Annotated in this window: 26 protein-coding genes; 14 read left to right on the top strand and 12 right to left on the bottom strand. The window is 47.8% G+C overall.

The window, feature by feature from the left end; translation table 11 throughout:
• Positions 1–16: 16 nt before the first annotated feature.
• The 4 genes from EHO61_RS16740 to EHO61_RS16725 are packed head-to-tail and all read left to right on the top strand — an operon-like array spanning position 17 to position 3250.
• Complete coding sequence (locus tag EHO61_RS16740) at positions 17–631, top strand: hypothetical protein (protein ID WP_135814711.1); 615 nt, start codon at positions 17–19, stop codon at positions 629–631.
• On the top strand, positions 628–1608 hold the full coding sequence (locus EHO61_RS16735) for a PP2C family protein-serine/threonine phosphatase (RefSeq protein ID WP_135814710.1): 981 nt from the start codon (positions 628–630) through the stop codon (positions 1606–1608). The genes EHO61_RS16740 and EHO61_RS16735 overlap by 4 nt, the downstream gene beginning before the upstream one ends.
• 39 nt (positions 1609–1647) lie before the next feature.
• Entirely contained in the window at positions 1648–1947 is a 300-nt protein-coding gene (locus tag EHO61_RS16730) for a hypothetical protein (protein WP_210415360.1), read from the top strand.
• Between the two features lie 13 nt (positions 1948–1960).
• Positions 1961–3250 (top strand): hypothetical protein, encoded by a 1290-nt coding sequence (locus EHO61_RS16725; protein ID WP_135814709.1) that lies wholly within the window; start codon positions 1961–1963, stop codon positions 3248–3250.
• A gap of 1 nt (position 3251) precedes the next feature.
• Here the strand turns inward: EHO61_RS16725 and glpK are convergent, their stop codons facing one another.
• Both glpK and EHO61_RS16715 read right to left on the bottom strand, forming a co-directional pair.
• Entirely contained in the window at positions 3252–4742 is a 1491-nt protein-coding gene (glpK, locus tag EHO61_RS16720; RefSeq protein ID WP_135814708.1) for a glycerol kinase GlpK, read from the bottom strand.
• Positions 4743–4776: 34 nt separating this feature from the next.
• Complete coding sequence (locus EHO61_RS16715; protein WP_135814707.1) at positions 4777–5733, bottom strand: MBL fold metallo-hydrolase; 957 nt, start codon at positions 5731–5733, stop codon at positions 4777–4779.
• A 283-nt stretch (positions 5734–6016) separates the two neighbouring features.
• Here EHO61_RS16715 and EHO61_RS16710 point away from each other — a divergent pair, with 283 nt between their 5' ends.
• The 9 genes from EHO61_RS16710 (at position 6017) to EHO61_RS16670 (ending at position 11539) form a co-directional block, all read left to right on the top strand.
• A complete protein-coding gene (locus EHO61_RS16710; RefSeq protein ID WP_135766199.1) occupies positions 6017–6331 on the top strand; it encodes an STAS domain-containing protein in 315 nt (104 codons plus the stop codon).
• An 8-nt stretch (positions 6332–6339) separates the two neighbouring features.
• Positions 6340–7155, top strand: a complete 816-nt coding sequence (locus EHO61_RS16705) for a hydroxyacylglutathione hydrolase (protein ID WP_135814706.1) — start codon at positions 6340–6342, stop codon at positions 7153–7155.
• Positions 7156–7214: 59 nt separating this feature from the next.
• The gene (locus EHO61_RS16700; protein ID WP_135814705.1) at positions 7215–8591 is read left to right on the top strand and encodes a dihydrolipoyl dehydrogenase; all 1377 of its coding nucleotides are present in this window, start codon (positions 7215–7217) and stop codon (positions 8589–8591) included.
• 57 nt (positions 8592–8648) lie between these two features.
• On the top strand, positions 8649–9566 hold the full coding sequence (locus EHO61_RS16695) for an ABC transporter ATP-binding protein (protein ID WP_135814704.1): 918 nt from the start codon (positions 8649–8651) through the stop codon (positions 9564–9566).
• On the top strand, positions 9563–10336 hold the full coding sequence (locus EHO61_RS16690) for an ABC transporter permease (protein ID WP_135814703.1): 774 nt from the start codon (positions 9563–9565) through the stop codon (positions 10334–10336). The genes EHO61_RS16695 and EHO61_RS16690 overlap by 4 nt, the downstream gene beginning before the upstream one ends.
• Positions 10337–10609 carry a BolA family protein gene (locus tag EHO61_RS16685; RefSeq protein WP_135814702.1) on the top strand — a complete coding sequence of 91 codons (273 nt, stop codon included), beginning with the start codon at positions 10337–10339 and terminating at the stop codon, positions 10607–10609.
• Between the two features lie 94 nt (positions 10610–10703).
• Positions 10704–10928 (top strand): BolA/IbaG family iron-sulfur metabolism protein, encoded by a 225-nt coding sequence (locus tag EHO61_RS16680; protein WP_135814701.1) that lies wholly within the window; start codon positions 10704–10706, stop codon positions 10926–10928.
• Positions 10929–10970: 42 nt separating this feature from the next.
• Positions 10971–11288, top strand: coding sequence for a Grx4 family monothiol glutaredoxin (grxD, locus tag EHO61_RS16675; RefSeq protein WP_135766206.1), 318 nt, complete (start codon positions 10971–10973; stop codon positions 11286–11288).
• Between the two features lie 5 nt (positions 11289–11293).
• Positions 11294–11539, top strand: a complete 246-nt coding sequence (locus EHO61_RS16670) for a glutathione S-transferase N-terminal domain-containing protein (protein ID WP_135814700.1) — start codon at positions 11294–11296, stop codon at positions 11537–11539.
• Here the strand turns inward: EHO61_RS16670 and gshAB are convergent.
• The 7 genes from gshAB to EHO61_RS16635 form a co-directional block, all read right to left on the bottom strand.
• Positions 11536–12570, bottom strand: coding sequence for a bifunctional glutamate--cysteine ligase GshA/glutathione synthetase GshB (gene gshAB, locus EHO61_RS16665; RefSeq protein ID WP_135814699.1), 1035 nt, complete (start codon positions 12568–12570; stop codon positions 11536–11538). The two genes, EHO61_RS16670 and gshAB, sit on opposite strands and share 4 nt — an antisense overlap.
• The gene (gene gshA, locus EHO61_RS16660; protein ID WP_135814698.1) at positions 12558–14099 is read right to left on the bottom strand and encodes a glutamate--cysteine ligase; all 1542 of its coding nucleotides are present in this window, start codon (positions 14097–14099) and stop codon (positions 12558–12560) included. Before gshA ends, gshAB begins: the two co-directional genes overlap by 13 nt.
• 63 nt (positions 14100–14162) lie before the next feature.
• Complete coding sequence (gene ggt, locus EHO61_RS16655; protein WP_135814777.1) at positions 14163–15929, bottom strand: gamma-glutamyltransferase; 1767 nt, start codon at positions 15927–15929, stop codon at positions 14163–14165.
• Positions 15929–18181, bottom strand: coding sequence for an ATP-dependent Clp protease ATP-binding subunit ClpA (gene clpA / locus EHO61_RS16650; RefSeq protein ID WP_135814697.1), 2253 nt, complete (start codon positions 18179–18181; stop codon positions 15929–15931). Before clpA ends, ggt begins: the two co-directional genes overlap by 1 nt.
• Positions 18178–18513, bottom strand: a complete 336-nt coding sequence (gene clpS / locus EHO61_RS16645; RefSeq protein WP_135814696.1) for an ATP-dependent Clp protease adapter ClpS — start codon at positions 18511–18513, stop codon at positions 18178–18180. The genes clpA and clpS overlap by 4 nt, the downstream gene beginning before the upstream one ends.
• On the bottom strand, positions 18510–19682 hold the full coding sequence (locus EHO61_RS16640; RefSeq protein ID WP_135814695.1) for a GNAT family N-acetyltransferase: 1173 nt from the start codon (positions 19680–19682) through the stop codon (positions 18510–18512). The genes clpS and EHO61_RS16640 overlap by 4 nt, the downstream gene beginning before the upstream one ends.
• Positions 19683–19685: 3 nt before the next feature.
• The gene (locus EHO61_RS16635; RefSeq protein WP_135814694.1) at positions 19686–20273 is read right to left on the bottom strand and encodes a sigma-70 family RNA polymerase sigma factor; all 588 of its coding nucleotides are present in this window, start codon (positions 20271–20273) and stop codon (positions 19686–19688) included.
• A gap of 125 nt (positions 20274–20398) precedes the next feature.
• Between EHO61_RS16635 and EHO61_RS16630 the strand changes: the two genes are divergently transcribed.
• Positions 20399–21031, top strand: a complete 633-nt coding sequence (locus EHO61_RS16630) for an NrsF family protein (RefSeq protein WP_135814693.1) — start codon at positions 20399–20401, stop codon at positions 21029–21031.
• A gap of 5 nt (positions 21032–21036) precedes the next feature.
• On the opposite strand, the gene EHO61_RS16625 is transcribed toward EHO61_RS16630, so the two are convergent.
• Genes EHO61_RS16625 through leuD form a run of 3 tightly spaced genes read right to left on the bottom strand, consistent with a single transcriptional unit; the run spans position 21037 to position 24590 of the window.
• Positions 21037–22917 (bottom strand): AAA domain-containing protein, encoded by a 1881-nt coding sequence (locus tag EHO61_RS16625; protein ID WP_135814692.1) that lies wholly within the window; start codon positions 22915–22917, stop codon positions 21037–21039.
• A 4-nt stretch (positions 22918–22921) separates the two neighbouring features.
• Positions 22922–23923, bottom strand: a complete 1002-nt coding sequence (locus EHO61_RS16620) for a PLP-dependent cysteine synthase family protein (protein ID WP_135814691.1) — start codon at positions 23921–23923, stop codon at positions 22922–22924.
• A gap of 40 nt (positions 23924–23963) precedes the next feature.
• A complete protein-coding gene (leuD, locus tag EHO61_RS16615; protein ID WP_135814690.1) occupies positions 23964–24590 on the bottom strand; it encodes a 3-isopropylmalate dehydratase small subunit in 627 nt (208 codons plus the stop codon).
• Positions 24591–24598: the final 8 nt, after the last annotated feature.

Raw genomic sequence — 24598 nt, 5'->3', positions numbered from 1 at the left:
CGTACCGGGATCACAGATGCAAATCCTTCGACGATTATTCCTGTCTTTTGCCTGCTTTAGTCTGATCGCCTGTTTTCCTCCTAGCTGGATCCGGGAACTTCCCGCTCAGAAGCAATCCGGGCCCGACGTGATTTTATCCGGAACGTTTCGAAAAAATATTCCGGGCATGTCTCCTTTAACTTCCTTACACTACATAGAAAGCCATTCCGAATCCATCGAGTTTTCAGATGCGGAAAAAACGTTTCGAAAAACGTACAATCGGGAGATTGAAGAGGGAAATAAATTTCGTCAGATGCGGGTGGAGGGAAAAGGCAGATTCAAAACCAAAGGAAACTGGGTCCTGCTCATGACGGAATCCCTAGTTACGGAGGAATTCGTATGGGAAAGAGGCAAAAAACCGGAAACCTCCGGCGCCAAAACGTCCAGGAGCAACCACAGGTTATTGTATCACTACGATGCGGAGTCCTTATCCTTGGTTCCTATGCTGTACGAAACCGGATACAAGGAAAAACCCTTCGGCGTTGTGGAAGGAATCCGAGTTCCATACTCGGAAGACGAGGCGTTTCGGATAACAAGAAAAAATTTCTCGAAGAAAGAATACCAGACCCACGCATATTATAAAATACGATGAGAGCGGCGTTTACAATTAAGCAATACTTAAAGGGGGCATGGAAAATCATTCTAGTCCTGAACCTTTCCCTTCTGTTCTGCTTCGTCTTCGGTTTTTATTTTTATAATTTTCTAATCTCCATTCCGGTCCTCGCGTTGGCGGCGATTGCCTTCACTCTCTTTTTAAACTATGTGGCCTTCGCTTTATATCTCACGGAGAGAATATTGCCCGAAGAACAAGAGGCGGGAAAAATCATCAAGCGGTTCCGTAAAGGGGACAGCAGGATGCAGAATTACATCCTTCCCTTGGATTTTAAGGACGAGCACTTCGAAGTCTACGGAAGATGTTTGACCTACAATCCGATCGGAGGCGATTTTTACAATTTTCTGAGGGACACCGAAGGGAACTATTGGTTCGGCATCGGAGACACTTCCGGACACGGATATGTCGCCGGTCTGTTCAGCATGATGGTGATGAATCAAATGTCGGACGTCATACACAGTAGTTCTCGGCCGGACGAGGCCATACGAAAAATCAACGAGCATCTGGAGGAAAGAACCAAAACTTTTCCTACCATTCACCGAAGCCTGTATGCCACATTCCTGCTGATGAAGGCGGACCCTTCCGGAAATTTCCTTCTGTCGGGGATTCATCCTAGTTCCGTATTATTCAATTCCAAGGAAAACAGGAACGAGATCCTGGATACCGACGGGTTCTTTCTATCCACGGTAATGAACCCTCCGGGAAAAAAAGACAGACCTTGCCGAAGCCTGAAAATGGAAAAGGAAGACGTGTTGTTCAGTTTTACCGACGGACTCTTCGAGCAGAAGAGCAAGATGAAAAACAGCTATTACGGCGAAAACCTTTATAAATTCCTGGAGAACGCCCCGAAGAACAACCTCAAAAAACTGATCGATACTCTTTTCGAGGAAATCACTCAGTACGGAGGGGGTAGGATCCGCGATGATATGAGTATTTTAGCGATACGAAAACTTTAACTTGCATTTCTTTTTCCTGGTTGAATTCGCCCCCCGCCCATGCAGTATGTATTCGTGAGTCATAGCGAATGGATCGAAAAACTAACTTCCGTCCTAATTTGGAACGAACGGGATGTTCGTAAAGTTCTACGGGTCGTGTCCGACACATCCCTTCTGACTGGAATGACGGAACAGGAAGTGGTGGATTTCATCCAGTACGGCTTCGAGGAGGAAATCTCCGAACTAAAGCAAACGTACGATTGGAGTAAATTTAAGAACCGACTCGTCGGCAAGCTCTCCAAAAGGACGCATGAACCCCCCGGATTGTCGGTTTTGCATCCGGACTTGAGGGAAGAATAAACCCATTCTTGAAATGATCCATGTAGAAGGGGAAAATTATCATTTCTTTCTTTGCAATTCGGATTCCGTAGCGAGAGTAAAAACCAAGATCCGACCTTTTTACGATTTTCCCGGGGAAACCATAGAAGAATTACCTTTTCTATACTCCCAACCGGCCCTGATTCCCTCTTTTTTATACGAAATCGAATACGAACGAAGAAACTTCCCTACCCGTCCCATGAACAGTCCCTCCTACCTGTCCTATAACGACGGGGAAATCCGAAAAGAAGACGGAAAGTTCCCGGAAGGTGCCAGAGAAAATTGGGAAGGAACACTCTTCAAAATCGAAAAAAACCCGTACAAAGCGAAGGGAAAACCTCCCATTCTATTCCTTCGTTCTCCCCAGGAATCCACTCAGATCGGTCCCATGATTTCCGGCGATTTTCTTTTGTTCCGACAAAGCAGGACCAAAATGGTCGCAACACGTTATCTTTCCTTGAGAGATATCGTAAATCCGGAGTTGGACGAAGAGTCCGTTTCCCGAAGAATCGAGGAATTGTACTTCGATCCGAAAAACAAAAACTACCTTTTCCGTCTATTACGAATCCTGTACGCGGGAACTCCTGCGGAAGAACAAACCATCGTTTCGAATCTCTTCTCTCACGAGCCGGAATTCGCGGTTTTTCTCCGCGACACCATATTTACGATCGAAATTCTTCCCCTGATTCATGGTCCTTTTTTAAATTCCGTTTTAAACTCCGTAGATGAAAGAATCGTAAAGTTCTCCGTTCCGGAACTATCCGGTCCGGTCAGAAAAATGGTGGAAAGGAACGTTTCCAAAAATCGTTGGAAGCAGATATTGAACGGACCGTCCAAAAAACCAGAGCCCGGGGAATCATTTCCGGAAATCGTGGAGCGTGAGATCTTCAGAAGATTTTCCAAAAAGATCTACTACGAGGAAGGAACCTTTCCGGTTTATCGGGAAGAGGAGGACGAAACCCAAGCCGGATTCGGATTCAGGCGGGAAGTTCGATTTTCGTCGATCCCGGCGGAGAAATACAATTTCAATTTTCGGGGCGATGGGCTCAAGTTGTATGCGGTGACCCAGGACAAGCTGCTATTCTACACCGTAAAGTTTTTGGAAATCCTCAGATTCGATATCCTTCTCTCCCGAAAGGAGAGGGACGCCTATGAATTATTCCGGATTCCGGAGCGCTGCATCGTGGAGATTCCGCGTTATGACCAAACGAAATTAGTGGTGGGAGGGGGAATTTCCGGGGACCGACATCCATTCGAAATTTCCCTACTCTCCAATAATTACTGAATCAGTTTCCCGTTAGAATTCTTTTAACGGATTCCTTCCAAACTCGGATCTCTTTTTCCCTCTGAGCCCCGCTCATCTTAGGTGAAAATTCCTTACTCGCTTTTTGCTTTTTCTTCAGGTCCGATACCGAGGAGTAAAATCCTCTTTCCAGACCGGCCAGATAGGCGGCTCCGAGAACGGTGGTATCCAAATTCGAAGGACGGACGATTTTTTTACCCAAAATGTCCGCTTGGTATTGCATCAACCACTGGTTTGCCGTCGCGCCTCCGTCCACCTTCAATACTTTCAATTTGGAACCGGTATCGTTTTCCATGGCCTCCACTAATTCGTAGGATTGTAGAGCGATGGATTTTAACGCGGCACGGGCAATCTGCTCCTGAGTCGTATCCCGAGTCAGACCTAAAATCGCTCCTCTCGCGTTCATATCCCAGTAAGGCGCTCCCAAACCGGCAAATGCAGGTACAAAAACGACTTCGTCCTCTTTGGTCACGGACGAGGCCATTTTTTCGGAAAGTTTAGATTCTTTAAAAAACTTCAGGTTGTCTCGCAGGTACTGGATGACCGCACCTCCGATAAAAATGGAACCTTCCAGACAGTATACGGTTTTTCCTTCCGGACCACAAGCAAGAGTGGTGATCAAATTGTTTTTAGAAATCTGTAGTTTGTTTCCCGTATTGAATAAAAGGAAGCATCCGGTTCCGTACGTGTTCTTTGCCTCTCCCGGTTCCGTACACAATTGTCCGAACAACGCACCCTGTTGGTCTCCGACTAGGGAAGAGATCGGAATTCCGTCCGGGAGTCCTTTGACCCCCTCCGTTCTTCCGAATAGATTGCTGGAATTGTGGGTCTCCGGCAAAATCGCTTCCGGAATGTCCAGAATCTTTAGCAGTTCCTTATCCCATTCCTTTTTTTCTATATTGAAGATTAGAGTTCTGCTGGCATTCGTATGATCCGTTTTGTGTGATTTTCCGTTGGTCAAGCGATACAAAAGGTATGTGTCGATGGTCCCGAATAATACCTTCCCTTTTTCGGCCTTGGCTCTCACTCCTTTTACATTTTCCAAAATCCAACGGATCTTGGTTCCGCTAAAATAAGCGTCCACAACGAGTCCGGTTTTTTTTCTGAACGTAGGCTCGACACCCTCTTTTTTCAATTTACCGCAAAATTCCGCCGTCCGTCTGCACTGCCAAACTATGGCATTGTAAACCGGAGCCCCCGTGTCCTTTTCAAAAAGTACGGTCGTCTCTCTTTGGTTCGTGATTCCAATGGCGACCGCATTTTCGGGTTTCAACTTTCCCTTTCGGATCGCTTGCAGGATGAGCTTTTCCGTCTTAGCCCAAATTTCTTCCGGATCGTGTTCCACCCAGCCTGCTTTCGGAAAGTACTGTTTGAATTCCGAATACGCGCTCGAAATCACGCCGCCCGACCGATTAAAACAAAACGTACGGATCCCCGTGGTACCCGCATCGATACCTATGATATATTCGCTCATCGTTTCCTCCGATTTTTAGGCGAGATCCTCGGATTCAGATTTGAATCTCCAAACCTTCCCTCGCCATAATGATCTCCAGCTGGTTGTCCGGATCGAACATTTCCTTGTATTTGATAGCTCGTAAATAGACTGCATCCAGCTTTTCGTCGTCATAGGAAGGATCATGGTGAAACATGACCAACTTTTTAACGTTCGCACGTAAAGCGATGTCCGTAGCCATCGAAGCGGTGCTGTGTCCCCAATCGATTTTTTGCAAAGATTCCTCGAACGTATATTGGGTATCAAAAACGAGCACGTCCGCCCCTCTAAAATAATTCAAGTAGTCGTCGATATTCTCCATCTCGTCCAGATTGAATTCTGCGTCGGAGGCGAAGATCAAGGATTTGCCGTCTTCTTCGAAGCGATAAGAATAACTTCCTCCTGGATGCCGCACTGCCTTCGAAATGGAAGTCACTGAGTCGGTGGCACGGAAGGCTCTTCCTTCAGGTACGTGGCGAAACGTCTTTTCCGCCTGAAAGCCCTCGAAGGGAACCGGAAAATGGGTAAACGTATGCTGGTATTTCAGCCGATTCTCCAGATTTTCCACCGAGCTTACGAACTCGAATTTATTCCCCGGAGTGTACAAAGGCACGAAGAAAGGAATTCCCTGGATATGGTCCCAATGGGTATGGGTAAAGATCCAAACGGCGCTTCCCTTTCCCTGGAGATAGCCTTCGTGCAGAATGGAATTTCCCAGTTCCCGGAGTCCCGTACCGCCGTCGATAATGATGAGTCTGTCTTCCTTGTCCCTGATTTCGACGCAGGTAGTGTTCCCTCCGTACGTGCTCCAGTTCGACAAGGCCAAGGAATCCAAAAAGTCTTCTATGGCTTCCGGACTCTGAAGATCCGAAGGCGAAGCAAGACTTAGGATTTTTAAAATCTTAGCCCGAATCAAATCGCCTTTTACCGGGGAAGAAATGGAGCCCCGAACTCCCCAAAATTTAATCCGCATCGCAATTCAAATATCGGCCAAAACCTTGCAAACTGGTCATGGAAAACGCCCACCTCTATTTTCTCGTCCTGTCCGTTTTTTCCAGCATTTCTTCTTTCTCCAGCCGGAGAAATTGCCCTATTTTGGAAGGAAAAAAAGAGTTTACCTCCCCTTTGCCACAAATTACTCTCATTGATCGGATTCCCTCCCCGAGCGAACGTTCGAAATTTTTATTTTCTAAGCGTTTCGGTAGAATTTCTATCTCGAGGACGGTCATATAAATAGAAAATCGGAGCCGTTTCTATTGGAAGGTTTTCAGACAGATGTGTCCTTTGAGGACGGAATTTGTATCGTTAAGATTCAGGGTAACGTAAGCCTAAAAAATGCGTTCTCGTTAAAGGAATTGATTATCAAACAATTCGACGAAGGTTGCAAAGAAATTATTCTGGATTTCAAGGGAGACGTTTATTTGGACTCCTCCGGAATAGGAGCCATTTTCAATACCCAAAAATACGTTACCGAAAGGAACGGAAGTCTGAAATTAAGGAATCTGAGTCGGGATGTAATGACCATCCTGAGAATCGCCAATCTAGACAAACACCTGGATATTATTCCCTGAATCCTTAGATGTTGGAAATCATCCAAATCTACACGGCCAGCCCGCTAAGAAATTTCAGCTACGTAATCCGGCAAACTTCTTCGGGAGAGACCGTCTGTATCGATCCTTTCGATTCTGTACAGATTTCCGCCCTGCTAAAGGATAAACATTGGAGTTTAAACTTCATCGTAAATACGCATGAACACTGGGACCATACCAGCGGAAACGAAGGGCTTTGCCGGGAATTCGGATCCGTCGTATTGACCCACCCCAAAGGAATGGACTCCGTTCCTTTCGCGAGCCGCCCCTTGCTTCCGGGAGACAGGATTTTATCCGATCCGGCGGGACTCTCTTACTTGGAAGTACTGCATACTCCGGGGCATACCTTCGCTCACATTTGTCTTCTACAGATCGAAAACGAAACTCCGACCGCAGTCTTTACGGGAGATACGATCTTCAATTGCGGAGTGGGAAATTGCAAAAACGGGGGAAACCCCGAAGTATTGTACCGAACCGTTTCCGAAATCTTTTATGCGCTGCCGGATACGGTCAGGCTTTACCCGGGCCACGATTATCTGAAGAACAATCTTAGATTCAGCCTCCATCTGGATCCTGAGAATTCCAAAGCGAAGGCGGCTATGGAACGAGCGGAAGGTCTCCGGGAAAACGAGGAATTTTGGACGACCGACTTCGGAGAGGAAAGGGAATTCAATCCTTTCTTCCTCTGCAGGAACCCTTCCCTTTCTCTAGTTTCCGGTATACGAAATCGATCCGGAAAGACGGATCTTCCTACCGACGAGAAAACTCTTTTTCTGACTTTACGATCCCTAAGAGACAAATGGTAGGGTCTAAAAGATAACCGCTCTCCCTTTTCTCGGAGGCGTCTCCGATCGAATCAAATCGAATGAAAAAATATGATATTCTCGTAATCGGATCGGGAGGTGGTACGAAATTAGTGACCCCTCCATCCAAACTCGGCTATAAAGTCGCAATTTTGGAAAAAGACAGACTCGGGGGCACTTGTCTGAACCGTGGGTGCATTCCTTCCAAAATGCTCATCTACCCCGCCGAGATCTTAGCCCTAGCTTCGGATGCCGACAGATTTCAATTGGATATTCCGGGTCCGTTTCGAGTGGATTTTAAATCCTTGGTCCAGAGGATTTCGGCTACGGTGGATTCCGATTCGGACAGTATCGCCCCTGCATACGAAAAAAATCCAAATATAGATTATTATCCTTTCGAGGGTCGCTTCGTAGAAAACAAGGTGATCCAAGCGAACGGAGAATTTTTAACTGCGGACCGGATTTTTCTCGCGGGAGGTTGCAGGCCTTTCCTACCGGACATACCGGGTCTTGTAGGTACACCGTTTATGACGAGCCGGGAAGCCTTGCGCAGAACGGAACTTCCGAAACGACTCCTGATCATCGGAGGGGGTTACATCGGCTTGGAACTGGGTTTTGCCTACTCTTCCTTCGGCTCCGAAACCACCTTCCTAGTTCGAAACCGGATGCTTTCCCACGAAGACGAGGACGTCGTCAACGCGTTCGAAAAAAGTTTTCGGAAAAAACACGACGTGCGTCTCGGAACGACGGTGGAAAAAGTGGAATACGATTCGGGCCGATTCCGTCTCCGTTGCAAGGCGGAACATTCGGAATTCGAACTCGAAGGGGACGCATTGTTAGTGGCCACGGGTGTCCGTCCGAACACGGATTGGTTGGATCTACATCATACGCAAATCCGGACGGACGAGAAAGGGTACATTCTCACGAACGAATATCTGGAAACGACTGCGGAGGGAGTGTACGCTTTGGGAGATATCACCGGGAAACACTTTTTCAGACACTCCGTGAATTTCGAGGGAGAATCCCTTTTCCAGTCCTTGTATGTGGACAAGAAAAGAATTCCCGTGGAATATCCCCCCGTTCCTCACGCAGTTTTCACTCATCCCCAAGTCGCGGCGGTAGGCAAGACCGAACGGGAATTGATTTCGGAAGGAGCGGATTATATTTCGGCGACCAACCCTTATTCCGCCAGCGCCACGGGAATGGCCCGACGATCCGAAGAAGGATTCGTAAAGATCCTAGTGGATCGCAAATCCAGAAAGCTGTTGGGCGCGCACGTTTTAGGGGACGAAGCCTCGAACCTAATTCATGTTTTTATTCTTTTGATGACTATGGGCGGCACCTTGGACGATCTTCTGAAAATGATCTACATCCATCCCGCACTTCCGGAAATCGCCAGGAACGCGGCGAGAAAAGCCAGGGAGATATTAGCATCATAAAATCGTCTAGAAGATCGTCGCCGGGTAGAATGATGAAAGGAGCCAATTTCCGTACGGATGAAAAAAGCATTAGAGATAGAAAATCTGGTTAAAACCTATTCGGGAGGAATCCAAGCTCTCCAAGGAATCGATTTAACCGTGGAAGAGGGCGAATTTTTCGCGCTCCTAGGCCCGAACGGAGCGGGCAAATCCACCACCATTGGAATCCTGAGTTCCCTGGTGAACAAAACCTCGGGAAAAGTCAGGATTTACGGTGCGGACATCGACACGGATCTTCCTCTGGCCAAATCCTTCCTGGGAGTCGTACCACAGGAATTCAATTTCAATATCTTCGAAAAAGTGGAACAGATCGTGATCAACCAAGGTGGCTATTACGGCCTGTCTAAATCCGTCGCTACTGAAAGGGCTCACGAGTATCTGAAACAATTAGGACTTTATGAAAAACGAAAAGAGTCAGCGGGAAGATTATCCGGTGGAATGAAAAGAAGGCTAATGATCGCGAGGGCCTTGGTTCACAATCCAAAAATCCTGATCCTGGACGAACCTACGGCGGGAGTGGATATAGAGTTCAGGAGATCCCTTTGGGAATTCCTGATCAAACTGAACGAATCGGGGATCACCATCATACTCACCACCCATTACCTGGAGGAAGCGGAAACGCTTTGCAAAAGAATAGCGATCATAGATAGGGGGCTCATTGTGGAAAACACCTCCATTAAGGAACTCCTGGTAAAATTGGATACGGAAACCTTCATACTCGATCTACAGGAAGCGGTAGCGGTTCCTCCGAAACTCAACGGCTTTTTATTGAGGAAAGTGGACGACTTGACCCTCGAAGTTGAGGTCAATAAAACCCATTCGATCAACGAACTGTTCCGATTGTTGGACCAGGAAGGCATAAAAATCACCAGCATGAGAAACAAAGCGAATCGATTGGAAGAGCTCTTCCTGAAATTGGTGGAGAAGAATTCATGACATTCCGGGAAAAGTTCAATGCGTTTTCCACGATAGTGCGTAAAGAGACCGTGCGGATCCTTCGGATCTGGATCCAGACTCTGATCCCTCCGGGAATCACCATCTCTCTCTACTTTCTCATCTTCGGAAAACTGGTAGGCTCGCAGATCGGCAATATCGGGGAACACACGTACATCCAGTTCATCGTTCCCGGTCTCGTAATGATGTCGGTGATTCTGAACGCGTATAACAACGTGGTTTCCTCTTTTTTCGGAGCGAAATTCGGACGGAACATAGAAGAACTTCTCGTCTCCCCCACTCCTTCCCATTTGATCGTACTAGGATATTCCATCGGCGGAGTGATCCGTGGCATCCTCGTGGGAGTCATCGTGACCGTCGTTTCCCTATTTTTTACCGATCTGAAAATCGTCCACCCGTGGGCGGTATTCATCACTGTGGCCCTTTCCGCCCTCCTTTTTTCCATGGGAGGATTCCTGAACGCCTTGTTCGCGAAGAAGTTCGACGACGTCACCATCATTCCCACTTTCATCCTGACACCGCTCACCTATCTAGGAGGAATTTTCTATTCCATCCGTATGCTCCCCGAAACGTGGCAGATCGTCTCCAAGTTCAATCCCATTCTGTACATGGTAAATGCGTTCCGTTACGGCTTTCTGGGAGTGAGCGATATAGATCCGATTTTTGCCATGAGTCTATTGGCCTTCGGAACGATTTTACTGTATTGCTTAGCCGTATTTTTACTGAACCGCGGAATCGGAACGAGGACTTAAATGAAAGAAACGCAAGAAGAACTGGAATTTCTACTTCGGGAAAAATTCTCTCCCTTAGCTTTGGAAGTGGTGGATTTTTCCGCGGAACACGCGGGGCACTCCGGAAATCCGGAAGGTCGCCGGAAAGGAACCCATCTGAGGGTTCGGATCGCCTGCGAATCCTTTCGGGGAAAGTCGCTTTTGGAACAACACAGGCTTGTCGTTTCCACCCTAGAATCCACGGTCAAAACCAGGAAAATCCACGCCTTGGAAATCCGGACCGAGGTTCCCTGAGGAAAAATGATTGTGCGGCAAGGTCGCCTTTCCAAGCTATCCTTAGGAAAACCGGCCTCGAACTCGCAAGAGCCGAAGTCTAATCATAGGAATCATGACGATAGAAGAAATCCGAAATAAGATCCGATCCGGCTTACCCGGTTCCGAGGTGGAAATCTTAGATCCTTACAAGGACGGTGTTCATATCAAGGCGGTGGTGAAGTACTCCGGCTTCCAAGGCAAATCGATGGTGGAACAGCATAGAATGGTTTACGACACCTTGCGGGAAGAACTCAAAGAAGAAGTCCACGCCCTAGCTCTGGAAACCAAAGTCTCTTAGAAATTTAGAACCGTAGAAATAATACAATTTTAGAGGAAGCAAATGGACCAAACTCTCAAAGAAAAAATCGAAGGATTGATCGGCTCGAAAAAGATCTTTCTATTTATGAAAGGGACTCCTGAAGCCCCGATGTGCGGTTTTTCCGCCGGCGTCACGAACGTTCTACGAAGCCTGGGTGCGGATTACGGATCCTTCAATGTACTTTCCGACCAGACGGTCCGGGAAGGAATCAAGGAATTCGCAAATTGGCCGACGATTCCCCAACTTTATATAGAAGGAGAATTTATCGGCGGCCACGATATCGTCGTGGAATTGGCGAAAACCGGGGAATTACAGAAAAAACTAGGACTCCCAGTATAAGATCGATGATGAAACTCTACCAGTTCCAGACCTGTCCCTATTGCGCCTATGTTTTAGAGGAATTTTCCAGATTAGGCTTGGTTATAGGAAAGGATTTTGAACTGGTGGAGGCAAGTAGAGGAACTCCAGGTAGGCAGGAAGTCGTCCGCTTAGGCGGAATCAGCCAAGTTCCGTTTCTCGTAGACGATGAAGTCAAGATGTACGAATCCAGAGATATCGTGGAATACGTGCGTAAAAAAAAGAGCGCTTAAAACCCCAGAAGATCTAAAATCCGATTCCCGACGTCCCGATTTTTTCCTGAATACGGATAGTTATGAATGTAAAGGACAGGATTGAAATTGAGTTCCAGAATTCTATAGTCCTCGCTTCCGCTTAAATCCTTTACGATGATATCCACTCCGCAAATTTTCGCTCCTACGGCCTGTGCCGCTTCCACCGCAATCCTTTTATAGCCGGAAGAAGCCTCGTCCGTGACGTCTATCGAATCTCCTCCTGTGCTGATATTGGAATTTCTTCTGAGATAGACGATTTCCCCTCCCTTCGGAACCGAATCCACAGTCAAACCTTGCTCCCTTAAAACTCCCAGCTCCGTATCCTCCAACCGGATCTTTTCCAAGGGAGTGACGTGACCTATTCCTCTCCTGGGATCCCGGTTTTTTTCGAGAACCAATTCCTTTACGCTCTTACTTCCATCTCCGATTACGTTAGCCGGAATACGATTGCATACTGCGACGCATTCGTTCCCAATCACTAAAAACCGATATTCCTGCCCTTCAGCAAACTCTTCCAGTATCGCAGTCTCCGAAAAAGAGAGAGCCGTTTCGATAGCCGTTTTAGCTTGTTCTTCGGAAGAACCGGGAGGAAGGATCGTGATTCCGATTCCGAAATTCGTGGTAACCGGTTTGAAGACCATTTTCTTTTGGGAATGACCGCGATAATACTGCATTCCTTCCTCAGGATGCGAGAAACTGGTACCCGACGGAACTAGGATCCCTTTTTCCTGCAGAATGCGCTTTGTTACCGTCTTATTTTCCATGACCAGAAAGGTCATATAGGAATCCAAGTCCGTCTTAGAGGCCTCCTTGACCAAGCGGGAGGTTCCCGATCCGGAAATCCGCAGAAAGTGACTTACCCGATCCAATACCTCTACTGTCAGCCCGCGATTAAGTGCGTCCCGAATCACGATTTGAGTGGAGATCTCCAGATCTTCGAATCCGGAAAGTACGTACTCGTTCGGATCCAATCTTTGCCCTTCGGGAAGTCGGATCGTCAATGGTTGCATATTTTAGGAGTCGGGAACTTACGCACCTTTTCGGTCTCTTCGATTTTCGCCAGTTCTTCAACGGATCTATGTACTTCCTTCTCGAACGAATTCCATTTTCCCGGCGTGAGTTCCATCTGAGATTGGTTGCGGAAATTCTCTCGAGCAAGGTGGATCCCCAAATCACGAAATTCCCAATCCTCTTCCAGAAGCCGTTTCAAAAAGCGGCCGGAAGGTGTTTTCCCAGGGTCTCTCCATTTTTCCAGCATGGTGGAAAGAGTATCCTGGTAAAACGTTCTTCCCGAATGCCGGTCTAGTTCTTCCGCGATAGGAAATAAGGATTCCGTATATTCGGCTCCGGCTCGGGTAAAATCGATTTCCGCTCCTTCCTCTCCTACTATGGAAAGGCCGGGCTTCCTCCCTTCCCAAATCGCTCGCCTCGTATTTTCACGGATCCGTTTTTTTTCCGGTTCCAGAATGGGCGGACTCGGTCTCAGGATCCCATCCAACAAAATCATTTGAATATAGGCCAGGCTGCTTTTACTGACTCCAGTCGGAGATTCCGGTTCTATGTCCAGACATCGGATCTCTATGTATTGGATTCCCCTGTTTTTAAGAGCATCCAACGGGCGTTCCTGGTTTTTCGGAATCTGCTTGGGTCGAATGGGAGAATAGAATTCGTTTTCGATCTGAAGATAATTCGCGTTCAACTGATTCGGAGATCCGCCCAAGGATTCATAAGGAGGATACGGCGTACTCACCGCGTAACACATTCCGTCCACATACTCTTTTAAAGAATTATAATTTATAGGAAGAGCGTCCTGCACCTGGCTCGTATAACCGATCTCGCTCATTCTGAGCGAAGTCGCGTAAGGGGCAAAGAGAGTATGGGATTTATGTTTGGTAAACTGAAAATCGAATCGAACAGGTAGAAAAGTCTCGTCGAAGGCGGGCGTCGCTCCGGTAAGATACAACACAAAAGGGACTTTCCGAAAGAAGTTCCTAGTGACGGAAAGATACATTTCCGAAATCTCTTCTTTGTCGAACTTGGAGATCTCTTTTTCGAAAATCTGTTTTAAGAACAGATTGGAAAAGGAAAAATTATAATGCACGCCTGAGATCGTCTGCATTCTTCTTCCGTAACGAAGTCCGAGTCCGTTCCGGTAAAGCGTCTTCCATTCTCCGGAAAAAGAGGAGCCGTATTTCCCCAAGGGGATGTCCTTCTCCTCCTTAGGCAAAACGGGAGGCATACTGAACGGCCAAATCCATTCCCCCTGTAGGTGGCGGGAAGTAAAAATATGCAGATCCTGTAATTCTCTTACGATCGCTTCTATTCTAGGTCTGGCGTTCGTCGCGAATTCCAATTGCGGTTCGGAAAAATCCGTCTTAATATAATGATTCGTAAGACTGGAGCCCAAAGTTTTAGGATGGGAAGTGGTCGCGATCTTTCCGTCGGAAAAGATCCGCATACTCTCCTTTTCCAATCCGTGCTTCGCTTTGACCGCGTGTCTCAAATTTGGGCATACTAAGCTGGCTACACTACGTTTCATTCATTGATTCCAATCGTTTTTTTCTTAGACCGTTCCGGACTCTTAAAGTTAGCTCCGAATTCCTCATTCTCCCATCGGAATTCCGTCTCCCCTGGGATCCGCGGCTCCGTAGAGTTTTCCGTTCTCCTTCTTGACGGAAAACAATTTAGCGAAATTCGGACCCACCCTCAATTCATGCCGTTTTGCCTTAAGTTGATTAGAGACGGCGGTGTCCATTGCCGCTCCTTCCATATATAAGGCATCCGGAAAAAATTGGTGATGGATCCTCCCCCTGGCAACGGATTCGTACAGGGTCAGTTTAAAATCCAGGTTAAACAATAAGGATTGAAGTACCGCATTGACGATATAAGATCCGCCGGGGGCGCCGGTAACTAAAAAGGTCTCTCCGTCCTTAAGCACGATGGTCGGAGACATGGAACTCAAAGGAGTTTTTCCCGCTCGAATCGAATTCGCTTCGGCTCCGATCAATCCGTAAACGTTCGGTTCCCCCGGGGAACGACTGAAATCGTCCATGGTATCGTTCAGTACGAAACCGTAACCGTCCAAAATCACGGCCGCTCCGAATCTGTAATTTACGGACTGGGTCGTGGAGACCGCGTTTCCTTGGGCGTCCATGACGGAAATATGAGTGGTTTCATGGGATTCCTCCCTTAGATTCAATCTTCCCAGGTAGTCGGAACTCGGTGTCGCCATCATAGGTTTAAAATCCGCGATCTTGGCCAGCGCGTAAGCCGGAGACAAGAGGTTTTCGATCGGGACATTCGTATAATCCGGATCCCCTCCGAGAACGGCCCGGTCCGAATATCCCCTACGCATCACCTCCGCAAGAAAATGATAGTATTCCGCTTTGGAAGATCGGTACATGTCCGTCAACTTTCGAGTCTCCAGCATCCTCAACATAGTGAGCATGTGCACTCCGGAAGAAGGAGGAAACATCGTTCGAACGGAATATCCTCTGTAGAGAATTTCCAAGGGTGCTCCCTCCCGGACTCGATAATTGCCTAAATCGGACTCGGAGACCGTTCCTCCCCTTTCTTTCATCAGCTTTCCCAATGCAAGGGCGATCTTTCCTTTATAGAACTCCTTCCCCTCGGTATCGGAAATGATCCTTAAGGTCTTAGCCAGATCCTTTTGTACTAGGATTCCTCCGACCTCCGGCGCTTTTCCCCCGGGTAAAAAAATATCCCGCATCGCAGGACTCATATCGTTCGATGATTCCAGAATGGACTCCCTAAGATCGGGATAAACCGCAAATCCTTTTTCCGCATAACGAATGGACGGCTCCATCACCTGCTTTAAGGATAATTTGCCGAACTTCTTCTGAACCAGAACGAGTCCAGCCACGGTTCCCGGAACACCTACGGACTTGTATCCTAATAGAGAGTCCTCTTTAGGTCGATTCCGGTACATATCGCGGGATGCGGCCGCGGGAGCCCTTTCTCTAAAATCGAAGGCGTATGTTTTTTTTTCTTTGGAACTATGAAGCAGAAGGAAACCTCCTCCTCCGATTCCTGTGGATTGGGGACGAGTCACCGAAATAACGAAGGAAGCCGCAACCGCAACGTCCACCGCGTTACCTCCCAATCGGTGAATTTCCAAACCTGTTCGGGAAGCCTCCTCCGAATCGGTGGAAATCATGATATTCTCGGATTCCGCGGACAATCTCTCCGGAGGAGTTCCTGATTTGGGGAAAACAAGCCCTTCTCCCGAAACGCGTTTTCCCTCCAGAAAGAGTCCGTTTCCTTTGCAGAAAGAATTCGAGAAGAATAGGAAAAGAAAAACGAGGAGAATCCGACCCCTAGGAAGAAAGCTTCTTATTTGAAATATCATCATCCTTTGTTCTGCCCTTCCGGTTCCGAAAAATCCAACTCCAACTCTCCTTCGATCTCCCTTAAACGGACGGATCCTCCGGCACGGAGTTTTCCGAAAAGAATTTCCTCCGAGAGTCTTTTTGAAACGTTGGAATCGATCCACCTTTGCACCGGTCGAGCGCCGAATAGAGGATCGTAAGCTTTACGTGCTATGAAGACTAAAACCTCTTCTCCGTATTCGAGAACGATTTTCTTTTCCTCCAGACGTTCTTCCAAAAGTTCCAATTGCTTTCGAACCACTTTGGAAACGACGGATTCGTCCAGGGCTTCGAATTCCACAATAGCGGTCAGACGGTTCCTGAATTCGGGCGAAAACTGTCTCTCTATCGCCTTGAGACCCCTGTCGGCCAAAGCGGTATTTTCGAATCCGAGAGGATTCGCGGCACGCTCTCTCGCCCCGGTATTCGTCGTCATGATCAGAATGACCTGCTTGAAGTCCGCCTTTCTACCGTTATTGTCCGTAAGAGTGGCGTGATCCATGATCTGCAAAAGAATATTATAAATATCCTCGTGTGCCTTTTCGATTTCGTCCAGCAGGAGAACGCAATGAGGAGTTCGAATAATGGCATCCGTTAATTGTCCTCCTTGCTCGAAACCTACGTACCCCGGAGGGGATCCGATCAGACGGGATACGGTATGTTTTTCCATATACTCGCTCATATCGAAACGGTGGAACTCTATCCCCAAGTTAGAGGCTAGCTGCTTGGAAAGTTCGGTTTTTCCTACTCCCGTAGGTCCCGCGAACAGGAAGGACCCTACCGGCTTCCCGGGTTCCGATAAACCGCTTCTAGAAAGTCTGATGGCTTGTACGATTTCGGTAACGGCCTTATCCTGACCGTAGATCCTCTTTTTCAGTTCGCCATCCAGTTCCTTCAGTTTATCCCGATCGTCCGCCTTTACGGTCCGGGTCGGCACCTTCGCGATTTTGGAAACGAGATCTTCCACATCCTTGACAGTGACGGTTTTATGCTTTGCGGAGGAACGTATCTTTACTTTTGCTCCGGCCTCGTCGATCAAATCGATGGCTTTGTCCGGCAATTTCCGATCCAGGATATATCGATCCGCCAACCTCGCCGCTTCTTCCACCGCTTGAGAGGAATATTTTACTGCGTGAAAATCCTCGTATTTAGGCAAGAGTCCTTTTAAAATACGGATCGTTTCCTCTACGCTCGGTTCGTTTACCTCCACCTTCTGGAAGCGCCTGGAAAGAGCATGGTCCTTTTCGAAGATCGCCTTGTATTCCTTGTAGGTGGTGGTTCCGATGCATCGCAATTCCCCGTTTGCCAAAGCCGGCTTCAGCAGATTGGAAGCGTCCAAGGAACCTCCCGAAACCGCTCCCGCTCCGATGATCGTATGGATCTCATCCACGAATAAGACACGGTTCGGATCGGCCGCAACCGCCTGCACTACGTTTTTCAGACGTTCTTCGAATTCTCCTCTGAATTTCGTACCAGCCAAAAGTAGTCCCATATCCAAAGAGAAAATCCGGGTCTGCTTCAAAGAATCGGGAACGGTCCCTGCCATAATGTTCAAGGCCAAACCTTCCACGATCGCTGTCTTTCCTACCCCGGCATCCCCCACGAAAATCGGGTTATTCTTTCTGCGACGAGCCAAGATATGGACGGTTCTCTCTATCTCTTCGGAACGGCCAACAAGAGGATCCAATTTTCCGATCCTGGCTTTTTCGGTAAGGTCCACACAGAAGTCCTTTAAAGGATCCCCGGATTCGGAAGGTGTGGGCTCCGTTGTTCCTTCCGGAGTTACTTTCTTACCGTCTTTGCGGATTCCGTGGGAAATGTACCGGACCACATCGAATCTGGAAATATCCTGTCTAGCTAAAAAGAAAACCGCATGGGATTGATCCTCGCGAAAGAGGGAGGCCAGAACGTAGCCCCCGTCCAACTTTTTCTTTTGGGTGGATTGCACGTGAAAAGCCGCTAATTGCAGTACCCTTTGTGCTCCTATCGTATACTCCGGCTCCATCTCTCCGAAGGAATCCGGAATCGATTCCATCTCCGTATCCAAAAATTCCCGCAATTCGTTGCGTAGTGTTTCCAGATTCGCGCCGCAGGCAAGTAGAACCTCCTGTCCCACGGGATCGTAGGTCAGAGCCAAAAGGATATGCTCCAGAGTGATGTACTCGTTCCTGCGCTTTACCGCTTCGATTCTGGCCTGATTCAAGGATCTTTCTAGTTCCTCGGAAAGAGTCATGGTTCCTCCTCACCCTCTTCGATTTCCATCCGACATTGAAGGGGATGACCGTTTTGTTCCGCAAGTTTATGTGTTTCTGAAACTTTAGTCTTAGCTACGTCGTGGGAATAGACTCCGCACAACGCTTTTCCGGTAGTATGCGCTTGAAGCATAATCCGCTCGCTTTCGGCGGCGGTTCTATAAAAGACCACTCTCAAAATCCATATGACGAACTCCATAGGAGTATAGTCGTCGTTCAGGATCACCACCCTGAACTTCGGCGGTCTTTTTAATTTCAATTTTTCCTTTGTAAGGATTTGCTCTTCGGTATCGAAACGGTATACTTCGCTCATCTCGTTTCCCTATCCGCTAAACCTGGGACTTCCTTTAAAGGGGAATGCTCGTTAGTCTCTTCGATCATTTCCTGCATATGCATTCTTTCCGTTTCTAGGAAACGTTCAATCGCATTTCTGGCTCCGGAATGGAAAATGAAATGAGAACTGTAAGTGGGAACCGCGGGAAACCCTCTCAGGAATTTCTGCTCTCCTTGGGCGCCGGCTTCGAAGATTCGAATCCTATTCCGGATGGAGTATTCGATCGGAGAGTAATAACAGCATTCAAAGTGCAAAAACGGAATATGCTCGAAAGAACCCCAATATCTTCCGTAAAATTTATCCCCCTTTCTTAGATTGAGACTTCCTCCCAGAATCCTTCCCTCTTTTTCTCCTAGGATCAATACGATCTTATCCCGAAGCGTCTTCCAAGCCTCCCGAAAAAAGGCCAAATTCAGATAAGGCGAACCCCATTTACGTGAATACGTATCGGTATAAAAACGATACATCTGCTCCATATTCTCTTGTGTAACGGAATCTCCTTCCAAAACCCGGATGGAAATCCCGGCATCGCGGATGTTCTCCCTTTCTTTCCGGATTTGCATCCTTTTTTTGGATTTGAATTCTTTCAAAAAATCCTCGAAGTCGTTGTAATTCCGATTCTGCCAATGATACTGGTGCGTTATGCGCGTAGCAAACCCTCGTTTCGACAATTCCTGCGCTTCTTCCTCAAGTAAAAACAGAAAATGAATACCGGAAAGGCCAGCCTCTTCCGCCGCGCGGAACGTTTCCGGTAAAAGTGCGTCCAACGCCTCGCGAACAGAGACGCCGTCCCGACGCAAGATTCTCCGCCCCGTTACGGGAGTGAAGGGATACGCGACCAGTCCTTTCGGATAATAGGACAATCCGTTTTGAGCGAAAAAATTCGCCCAGGCATGGTCGAAAATATATTCTCCGTACGAATCGAATTTATGAAAGAAGGGAAAGGCGGAATGAAATCCGTGAGAATCCGTCGCGAGTACGTATCTCGGATGCCAAGAGGTCTTACTTCCGATGCAGGAAGTTTTTTCCAAACCGGCGTAAAAATCGTAGTCCGAAAAAGGATTATTCGGATCGCTTAACTTGTCCCATTCCTCCTTAGAAAGGGAGCATATAGAATCCACGGATCTGGCTTTCAACGAAAGGGGCATGTCCTATAAGTTGGACGTTTCCTGTCCGGCTTGGGGCCGTCTTTCTCCCGAAAAAACTTTACGGATTTTCTGAACCGATCTGTGCACGATCACTTTCACGTTCGATTCCGAAAGTCCCGTTTTTTCGGAAATTTCTCGCACGCTGTATCCTTCCAATTTAGCCAGTTTTAAGATCTCTCTTTGCCTATCGTCCAAGACGGAAAGCCAGGTTTCTATTCCGTCCGCCTCCATCCAGGACTCCTCTTTTTCCGAAGATTTTACTTGCGCAAAATCTTCCATTTCCGTGAGAACCAGCAAGTCGCGTTTCTTTAACTTACGAAGGTAATCGATGGTTTTGTATCTTGCTATGGAAAATAGCCAGGGAGCAAAAGGTCGATCCGGTCTATACGTTTCCTTTGCACGATGGATACCGAGTAAAATCTCTTGGATGAGATCTTCCCTGTCCTCCGCATGGGAAATTCTGGATGCCAAAAATGCGCGTAAGATATCCCGGACCTGGCGCAAAAGTAGCTCGTACTCTCTGGAATCGCCTCCCTGAGCCGATTTCATTCGAGCCGCTAAACTTTCCCAGATTTTACCCGTATCGGTCATGTAACCTTACACCGCGCCCGACGAATGATAATAAGAGCGGTCGAAAGAACATTTCGACTGGATTTTAAGGATTGTCCAATCTTTCTTGTTCTTAGATAGAAAAACGAAAAAGGGAAGGAAGAACGATGCCCACTTATTCTGATTCTGATCCGACGGAAAAGCTGATTCTTTCCTTGGGTGCGAATCTTAGACGCTCGCGCCCTCTAAAGGTAAGTCAGCTTTTTTTTACCGGTGCTTTGCTTTTGGGCCTATCTGTCGGTCTAGGATTTTTTCTGTCTTCCCTATCCGCTCGAAACGCCTTTCCGGGTTGGTGGCCGGAACCTGTATTGATTCTGGGTTGGGGCTTACTTTCCACTCTGGCACTGTCCAAGACCTCTTTTCCGGAGGAAAAGCGGAATTGGCCTCTACTTCTAACCCTATTGGGTCCGATTCTTTGGTTAGGATACGTGTCTTTCCATTTTATGCAGGAATGGAATACTCCCCACCCGGAACACATAGGATTTTGCCCGGCATTTCTGGCTCTCTTCGGGCTGATTTTCGGAGGAGCATCCGCGTTTTGGGTCCGCAAAACCGCTCCCGCAAATCCCTACATTGCGTCCTTGACTATTTTAAGCCTTTTGTTCGCCGCTTCCAACCTAACGCTGAAGTTCATTTGCACGGACCAGAGCGGTTATCATTTATTGTTATCACACGCGATCGGGACCGTTTCCTGGATCGTCCTGGCCTTCGTTCCTCTGGAAAATAAATTACGTTGGTGAAGTTTCTAATCCAGAAACTCCCAAGCGGTTCTGACTTCTCCGACCGATTCGGCTTCGCTTAACAGGTCCCGAAAAAATTCCTGCTCCCCTAGAGTGGCTCCGTCTCCGACCAAGACCAGCAGACGTTTTGCCCGAGTCATTCCTACGTTCCATCTTCGTTCTTCCGACAAAAATCCGATTCTACCTTCCGGATTGGACCGTACCAAACTAAAGAGAACTCCTTTTCTCTCCCTTCCCTGAAAGGAATCGACGGTTTCGATTTCTATCCGATCGGCAATCTCCGGAAGTCGGGAACGCAACCGATCTTCCAGCAAATATCTTTGGAACCTATACGGAGAGATCAGAACCAGATCCTCCGGCTTCCATCCCGAATCCAAAATTTTCTGCAAGAGAGAAATCGTGAACTCCGCTTCCCAGAAATTTCCTAGACTTCCTTCCGAAAGTTCTTCCGCCGTATCCGTGCCGGAGCTGTCTACGAAAACGAAACTCTCCGAAAAAGGAAAATCGGATTCGGGAAAAGGTTTCGCGAATTGTTCTCCCTCCGGTAACCCCGATTTCAGTTTTCCGGCGTAGAATTTTCGATTCGGAAAGGATTGGATCGGAGTCGTCATTCTGTATTGGGTATCCAATAGAAAGACCCTACCTACGGATTCCAATTTTTCCAAAAATCTTTCCATCAAAGGGACTTTCAGCAAAGGATCTTCGGAAAGTACGGTGGGAGGCAACTGCCTCGGGTCTCCCGCAATGACGATCTTTTTCCCGCGTAAAATCGGAACCCAGGAAGAAGGCTCCGTCGCTTGGCTTCCCTCGTCTAAAACGGAATAATCGAATTCCATACCGTTCAATAGGGAGGAAGAGGCTCCCGTATGAGTGCACGCGATCACCGGATGGGATTCCAGAAGATAATTGATGAGAATCCGTTGCCTTTCACGAATTCCTTTCCGTAATTCCTTCGCTTCTTGATAAAAACGTTTTCTTTCCTCGGCCTCTTCCCTTCCGAAATTGCGTTTGTATTTGCCGGCCTTTTTTAGAAGTTCAGCGAGATCCTTTTTATCTTTTTCGATCCATTTGCTTTCGGGATGTCGGCGAAGACTTGCATCCAAGGATACGTTCAGTACTGATTCGCTCATCCTAGCCGGATGTCCGATCCGAAGTACCGGCACTCCCAGCCTTCCCAAAGATTCCGCTATCAGATCCGTGGCTGCATTCGTCGGAGCGGACGCTAGGATTCTCTTTCCCCTTCCGGCCAAGATACGAATCGCCTCGCAGATCGTTTTCGTTTTTCCCGTCCCGGGCGGTCCGTGTACCAAAATCAAATCTTCGGTTTCTAAAATGCCCGATATCGCTCTCTTCTGAGATTCGTTGAATTCGGCGCGTATCGATGGATCCTGCTTATAATTCGTCGGCTTGAGATCTAAGGCTTCCGAGAAGAGGTCTCCGAAAAATCTCGCGCGGGTTCCTTTTTCCGCACGAATGACTTTTTCCAAAGCCTTATCCCATTCTTTGTAGCTAGTCTCGTCCGGCAGAATTTCCAGAGCTAACTTCCCTTCTTCCATCCAGTCAGGAATCTCATCCAGGTTAACAGTATAGGAATCTTCCGAACACTTTGTAAGAATGGCAGAGGTCTCCAAATCCTCCTTGAAAATGCGTACAGGAACTCCGGCACGAAAGAATTCCGGAACGGCCCCGGGCTTTGTGGGTCGAAACCGAATACGCCAATTCCCTTCGGTGCCCAATTCAGAGTCTTCATATACCAAAGGATAGATACAAAGACCCGAAGCGATCTTTGTATTGCGGTCGGAGGAGGAACTTTCCTTGTAGCGGGCAATCTCCGCGTCCCTTTCGGTTAAAAGCGACCTTCTTAGGTCCTCGTACCGGGAACTCATATCATCAAAGTCTATCCGGAGAAAGTACTACGATTCTATAAGGAGTGGCTTTCGAATCCTCTCTTGTGGGAAGACTCTCAGCGTAATGAAGAGCCGAAGCCAGAGTCGTGCCCGTGGTTAGACCTGCGAATATTCCTTCTTTTTGGTAGAGTTCGGATTGATACCGGAGGGCTTCTTCCCGATCCACGCCAATGTACTGGTCCGTGACTTTTGGGTCGAAGGATTCGGGAAGTCGGATGCTGCTATCCCCTTGCACCATACGACGGATGAATCTGGAGTTCTTACTCACTCCCATGATTACCTGCAAGGAAGGTTTCTTTCCTTTCAAAAAGCGACCTACACCGGACAAGGTTCCTCCCGAACCTCCTCCCGCTACGAAAGCGTCCACTCCACCGTTCAGGTCCCGCCAAATTTCCGGACCCGTAAACAGAAAGTGCGCGTTCGTATTCGCCATATCCTTATATTCGTTGAGTATGACGCTGCCTTTTTCGGCGTTCTTGAGATCCTTCGCTTTTTCCAGCAGTGAGTCGTCCCAATTTCCTTTGGCAAGTTGTAGGACCTCCACCTGGGCTCCGTAAGACTTCAATTCCCGGATTTTCTCCTGATCCGTATCGGGAGCAAGAATCACTTTGTATCTGTACTGGCGGATCGAGGAAATCCAAGCGAGAGAGATCGCCGTGGTATTGTACCCCGCTTGTAAAATACTCCCGCCGGGTTTTAACTCCCCTCTTCTCTCCGCGGAAAGTACCATGGAAAGCGCCGTCCTATCTTTTACGCTGCCGGTAGGATTGCAAAATTCGGCTTTGAGATAGATTTCCACGTTCGGAAGGTGGGAACCGATCTTGTTCAACCGGATCAAAGGAGTGTTGCCGATCATCTGGAGAACGTTCTCTTTGATCGGCTTTGCGACGCTTAATTCCCGTCCGAAGATCCCCTGTACGTTGTTGAGCGCTCCAAGAAGGCTATTACCGAATTCATCGATCGAACGGGATATTTCGTCAAACATTGCCTTCTCTCCTATCGGAAGTTCGAAAACTTCGAACCGGTCATTTTTTACTAGTATACAGCCAGGGTTCTTCCTTGCGGTTCTTTTCTTCGAAAAGACCGATTTTATCCGCGTGCTGCAAGGTTAGTCCTATATCATCCAAACCGTTGAAGAGACAGTATTTTCTGAAAGAATCCACTTCGAAAGAATATACTTTCCCTTCCGGACTGATCACATTCTGTTTGTCGAGATCGATCTTGATCCTTGCCCCGGGAGTCTTTCCTATGGACTGGAACAATTCTTCTACTTCTTCGGTTTTTAAAACGACCGGCAGGATCCCGTTTTTGAAACAATTGTTATAGAAAATATCCGCATACGAAGGTGCGATGATCGCCCGGAATCCGAAATCTTCCAGAGCCCAAGGAGCGTGTTCTCGAGAGGAACCGCATCCGAAATTGTCTCTGGTTAGCAGTACGGAAGCTCCTTGATACCTTTGTTGGTTCAGGCTGAATTCCGGGTTCGGCGCAGTACCGGCGTCGTCCAAGTATCTCCAATCGTGAAACAAATGGATTCCGAATCCGCTCCTTTCGATTTTGCGTAAAAATTGCTTCGGAATGATTTGGTCCGTATCTATGTTCGGACGGTCTATCGGAACGGCTAATCCTTCGTGGGTTGTAAACGGCTTCATTAAGATTT

The organism is Leptospira fluminis, from assembly GCF_004771275.1.
GTDB lineage: Bacteria > Spirochaetota > Leptospiria > Leptospirales > Leptospiraceae > Leptospira_B > Leptospira_B fluminis.
Note: the sequence above shows the minus strand (reverse complement) of the source record. Positions and strands in the feature narration are given on the sequence as shown.

What these genes read in the sequence shown, in the direction of transcription:
- EHO61_RS16740 (WP_135814711.1), top strand. Translation starts at nt 17, where the DNA reads ATGCAAATCCTTCGACGATTATTCCTGTCTTTTGCCTGCTTTAGTCTG.
- EHO61_RS16735 (WP_135814710.1), top strand. Translation starts at nt 628, where the DNA reads ATGAGAGCGGCGTTTACAATTAAGCAATACTTAAAGGGGGCATGGAAA.
- EHO61_RS16730 (WP_210415360.1), top strand. Translation starts at nt 1,648, where the DNA reads ATGCAGTATGTATTCGTGAGTCATAGCGAATGGATCGAAAAACTAACT.
- EHO61_RS16725 (WP_135814709.1), top strand. Translation starts at nt 1,961, where the DNA reads ATGATCCATGTAGAAGGGGAAAATTATCATTTCTTTCTTTGCAATTCG.
- glpK (WP_135814708.1), bottom strand. Translation starts at nt 4,742, where the DNA reads ATGAGCGAATATATCATAGGTATCGATGCGGGTACCACGGGGATCCGT.
- EHO61_RS16715 (WP_135814707.1), bottom strand. Translation starts at nt 5,733, where the DNA reads ATGCGGATTAAATTTTGGGGAGTTCGGGGCTCCATTTCTTCCCCGGTA.
- EHO61_RS16705 (WP_135814706.1), top strand. Translation starts at nt 6,340, where the DNA reads ATGTTGGAAATCATCCAAATCTACACGGCCAGCCCGCTAAGAAATTTC.
- EHO61_RS16700 (WP_135814705.1), top strand. Translation starts at nt 7,215, where the DNA reads ATGAAAAAATATGATATTCTCGTAATCGGATCGGGAGGTGGTACGAAA.
- EHO61_RS16695 (WP_135814704.1), top strand. Translation starts at nt 8,649, where the DNA reads ATGAAAAAAGCATTAGAGATAGAAAATCTGGTTAAAACCTATTCGGGA.
- EHO61_RS16690 (WP_135814703.1), top strand. Translation starts at nt 9,563, where the DNA reads ATGACATTCCGGGAAAAGTTCAATGCGTTTTCCACGATAGTGCGTAAA.
- EHO61_RS16685 (WP_135814702.1), top strand. Translation starts at nt 10,337, where the DNA reads ATGAAAGAAACGCAAGAAGAACTGGAATTTCTACTTCGGGAAAAATTC.
- EHO61_RS16680 (WP_135814701.1), top strand. Translation starts at nt 10,704, where the DNA reads ATGACGATAGAAGAAATCCGAAATAAGATCCGATCCGGCTTACCCGGT.
- grxD (WP_135766206.1), top strand. Translation starts at nt 10,971, where the DNA reads ATGGACCAAACTCTCAAAGAAAAAATCGAAGGATTGATCGGCTCGAAA.
- EHO61_RS16670 (WP_135814700.1), top strand. Translation starts at nt 11,294, where the DNA reads ATGATGAAACTCTACCAGTTCCAGACCTGTCCCTATTGCGCCTATGTT.
- gshAB (WP_135814699.1), bottom strand. Translation starts at nt 12,570, where the DNA reads ATGCAACCATTGACGATCCGACTTCCCGAAGGGCAAAGATTGGATCCG.
- gshA (WP_135814698.1), bottom strand. Translation starts at nt 14,099, where the DNA reads ATGAAACGTAGTGTAGCCAGCTTAGTATGCCCAAATTTGAGACACGCG.
- ggt (WP_135814777.1), bottom strand. Translation starts at nt 15,929, where the DNA reads ATGATATTTCAAATAAGAAGCTTTCTTCCTAGGGGTCGGATTCTCCTC.
- clpA (WP_135814697.1), bottom strand. Translation starts at nt 18,181, where the DNA reads ATGACTCTTTCCGAGGAACTAGAAAGATCCTTGAATCAGGCCAGAATC.
- clpS (WP_135814696.1), bottom strand. Translation starts at nt 18,513, where the DNA reads ATGAGCGAAGTATACCGTTTCGATACCGAAGAGCAAATCCTTACAAAG.
- EHO61_RS16640 (WP_135814695.1), bottom strand. Translation starts at nt 19,682, where the DNA reads ATGCCCCTTTCGTTGAAAGCCAGATCCGTGGATTCTATATGCTCCCTT.
- EHO61_RS16635 (WP_135814694.1), bottom strand. Translation starts at nt 20,273, where the DNA reads ATGACCGATACGGGTAAAATCTGGGAAAGTTTAGCGGCTCGAATGAAA.
- EHO61_RS16630 (WP_135814693.1), top strand. Translation starts at nt 20,399, where the DNA reads ATGCCCACTTATTCTGATTCTGATCCGACGGAAAAGCTGATTCTTTCC.
- EHO61_RS16625 (WP_135814692.1), bottom strand. Translation starts at nt 22,917, where the DNA reads ATGAGTTCCCGGTACGAGGACCTAAGAAGGTCGCTTTTAACCGAAAGG.
- EHO61_RS16620 (WP_135814691.1), bottom strand. Translation starts at nt 23,923, where the DNA reads ATGTTTGACGAAATATCCCGTTCGATCGATGAATTCGGTAATAGCCTT.
- leuD (WP_135814690.1), bottom strand. Translation starts at nt 24,590, where the DNA reads ATGAAGCCGTTTACAACCCACGAAGGATTAGCCGTTCCGATAGACCGT.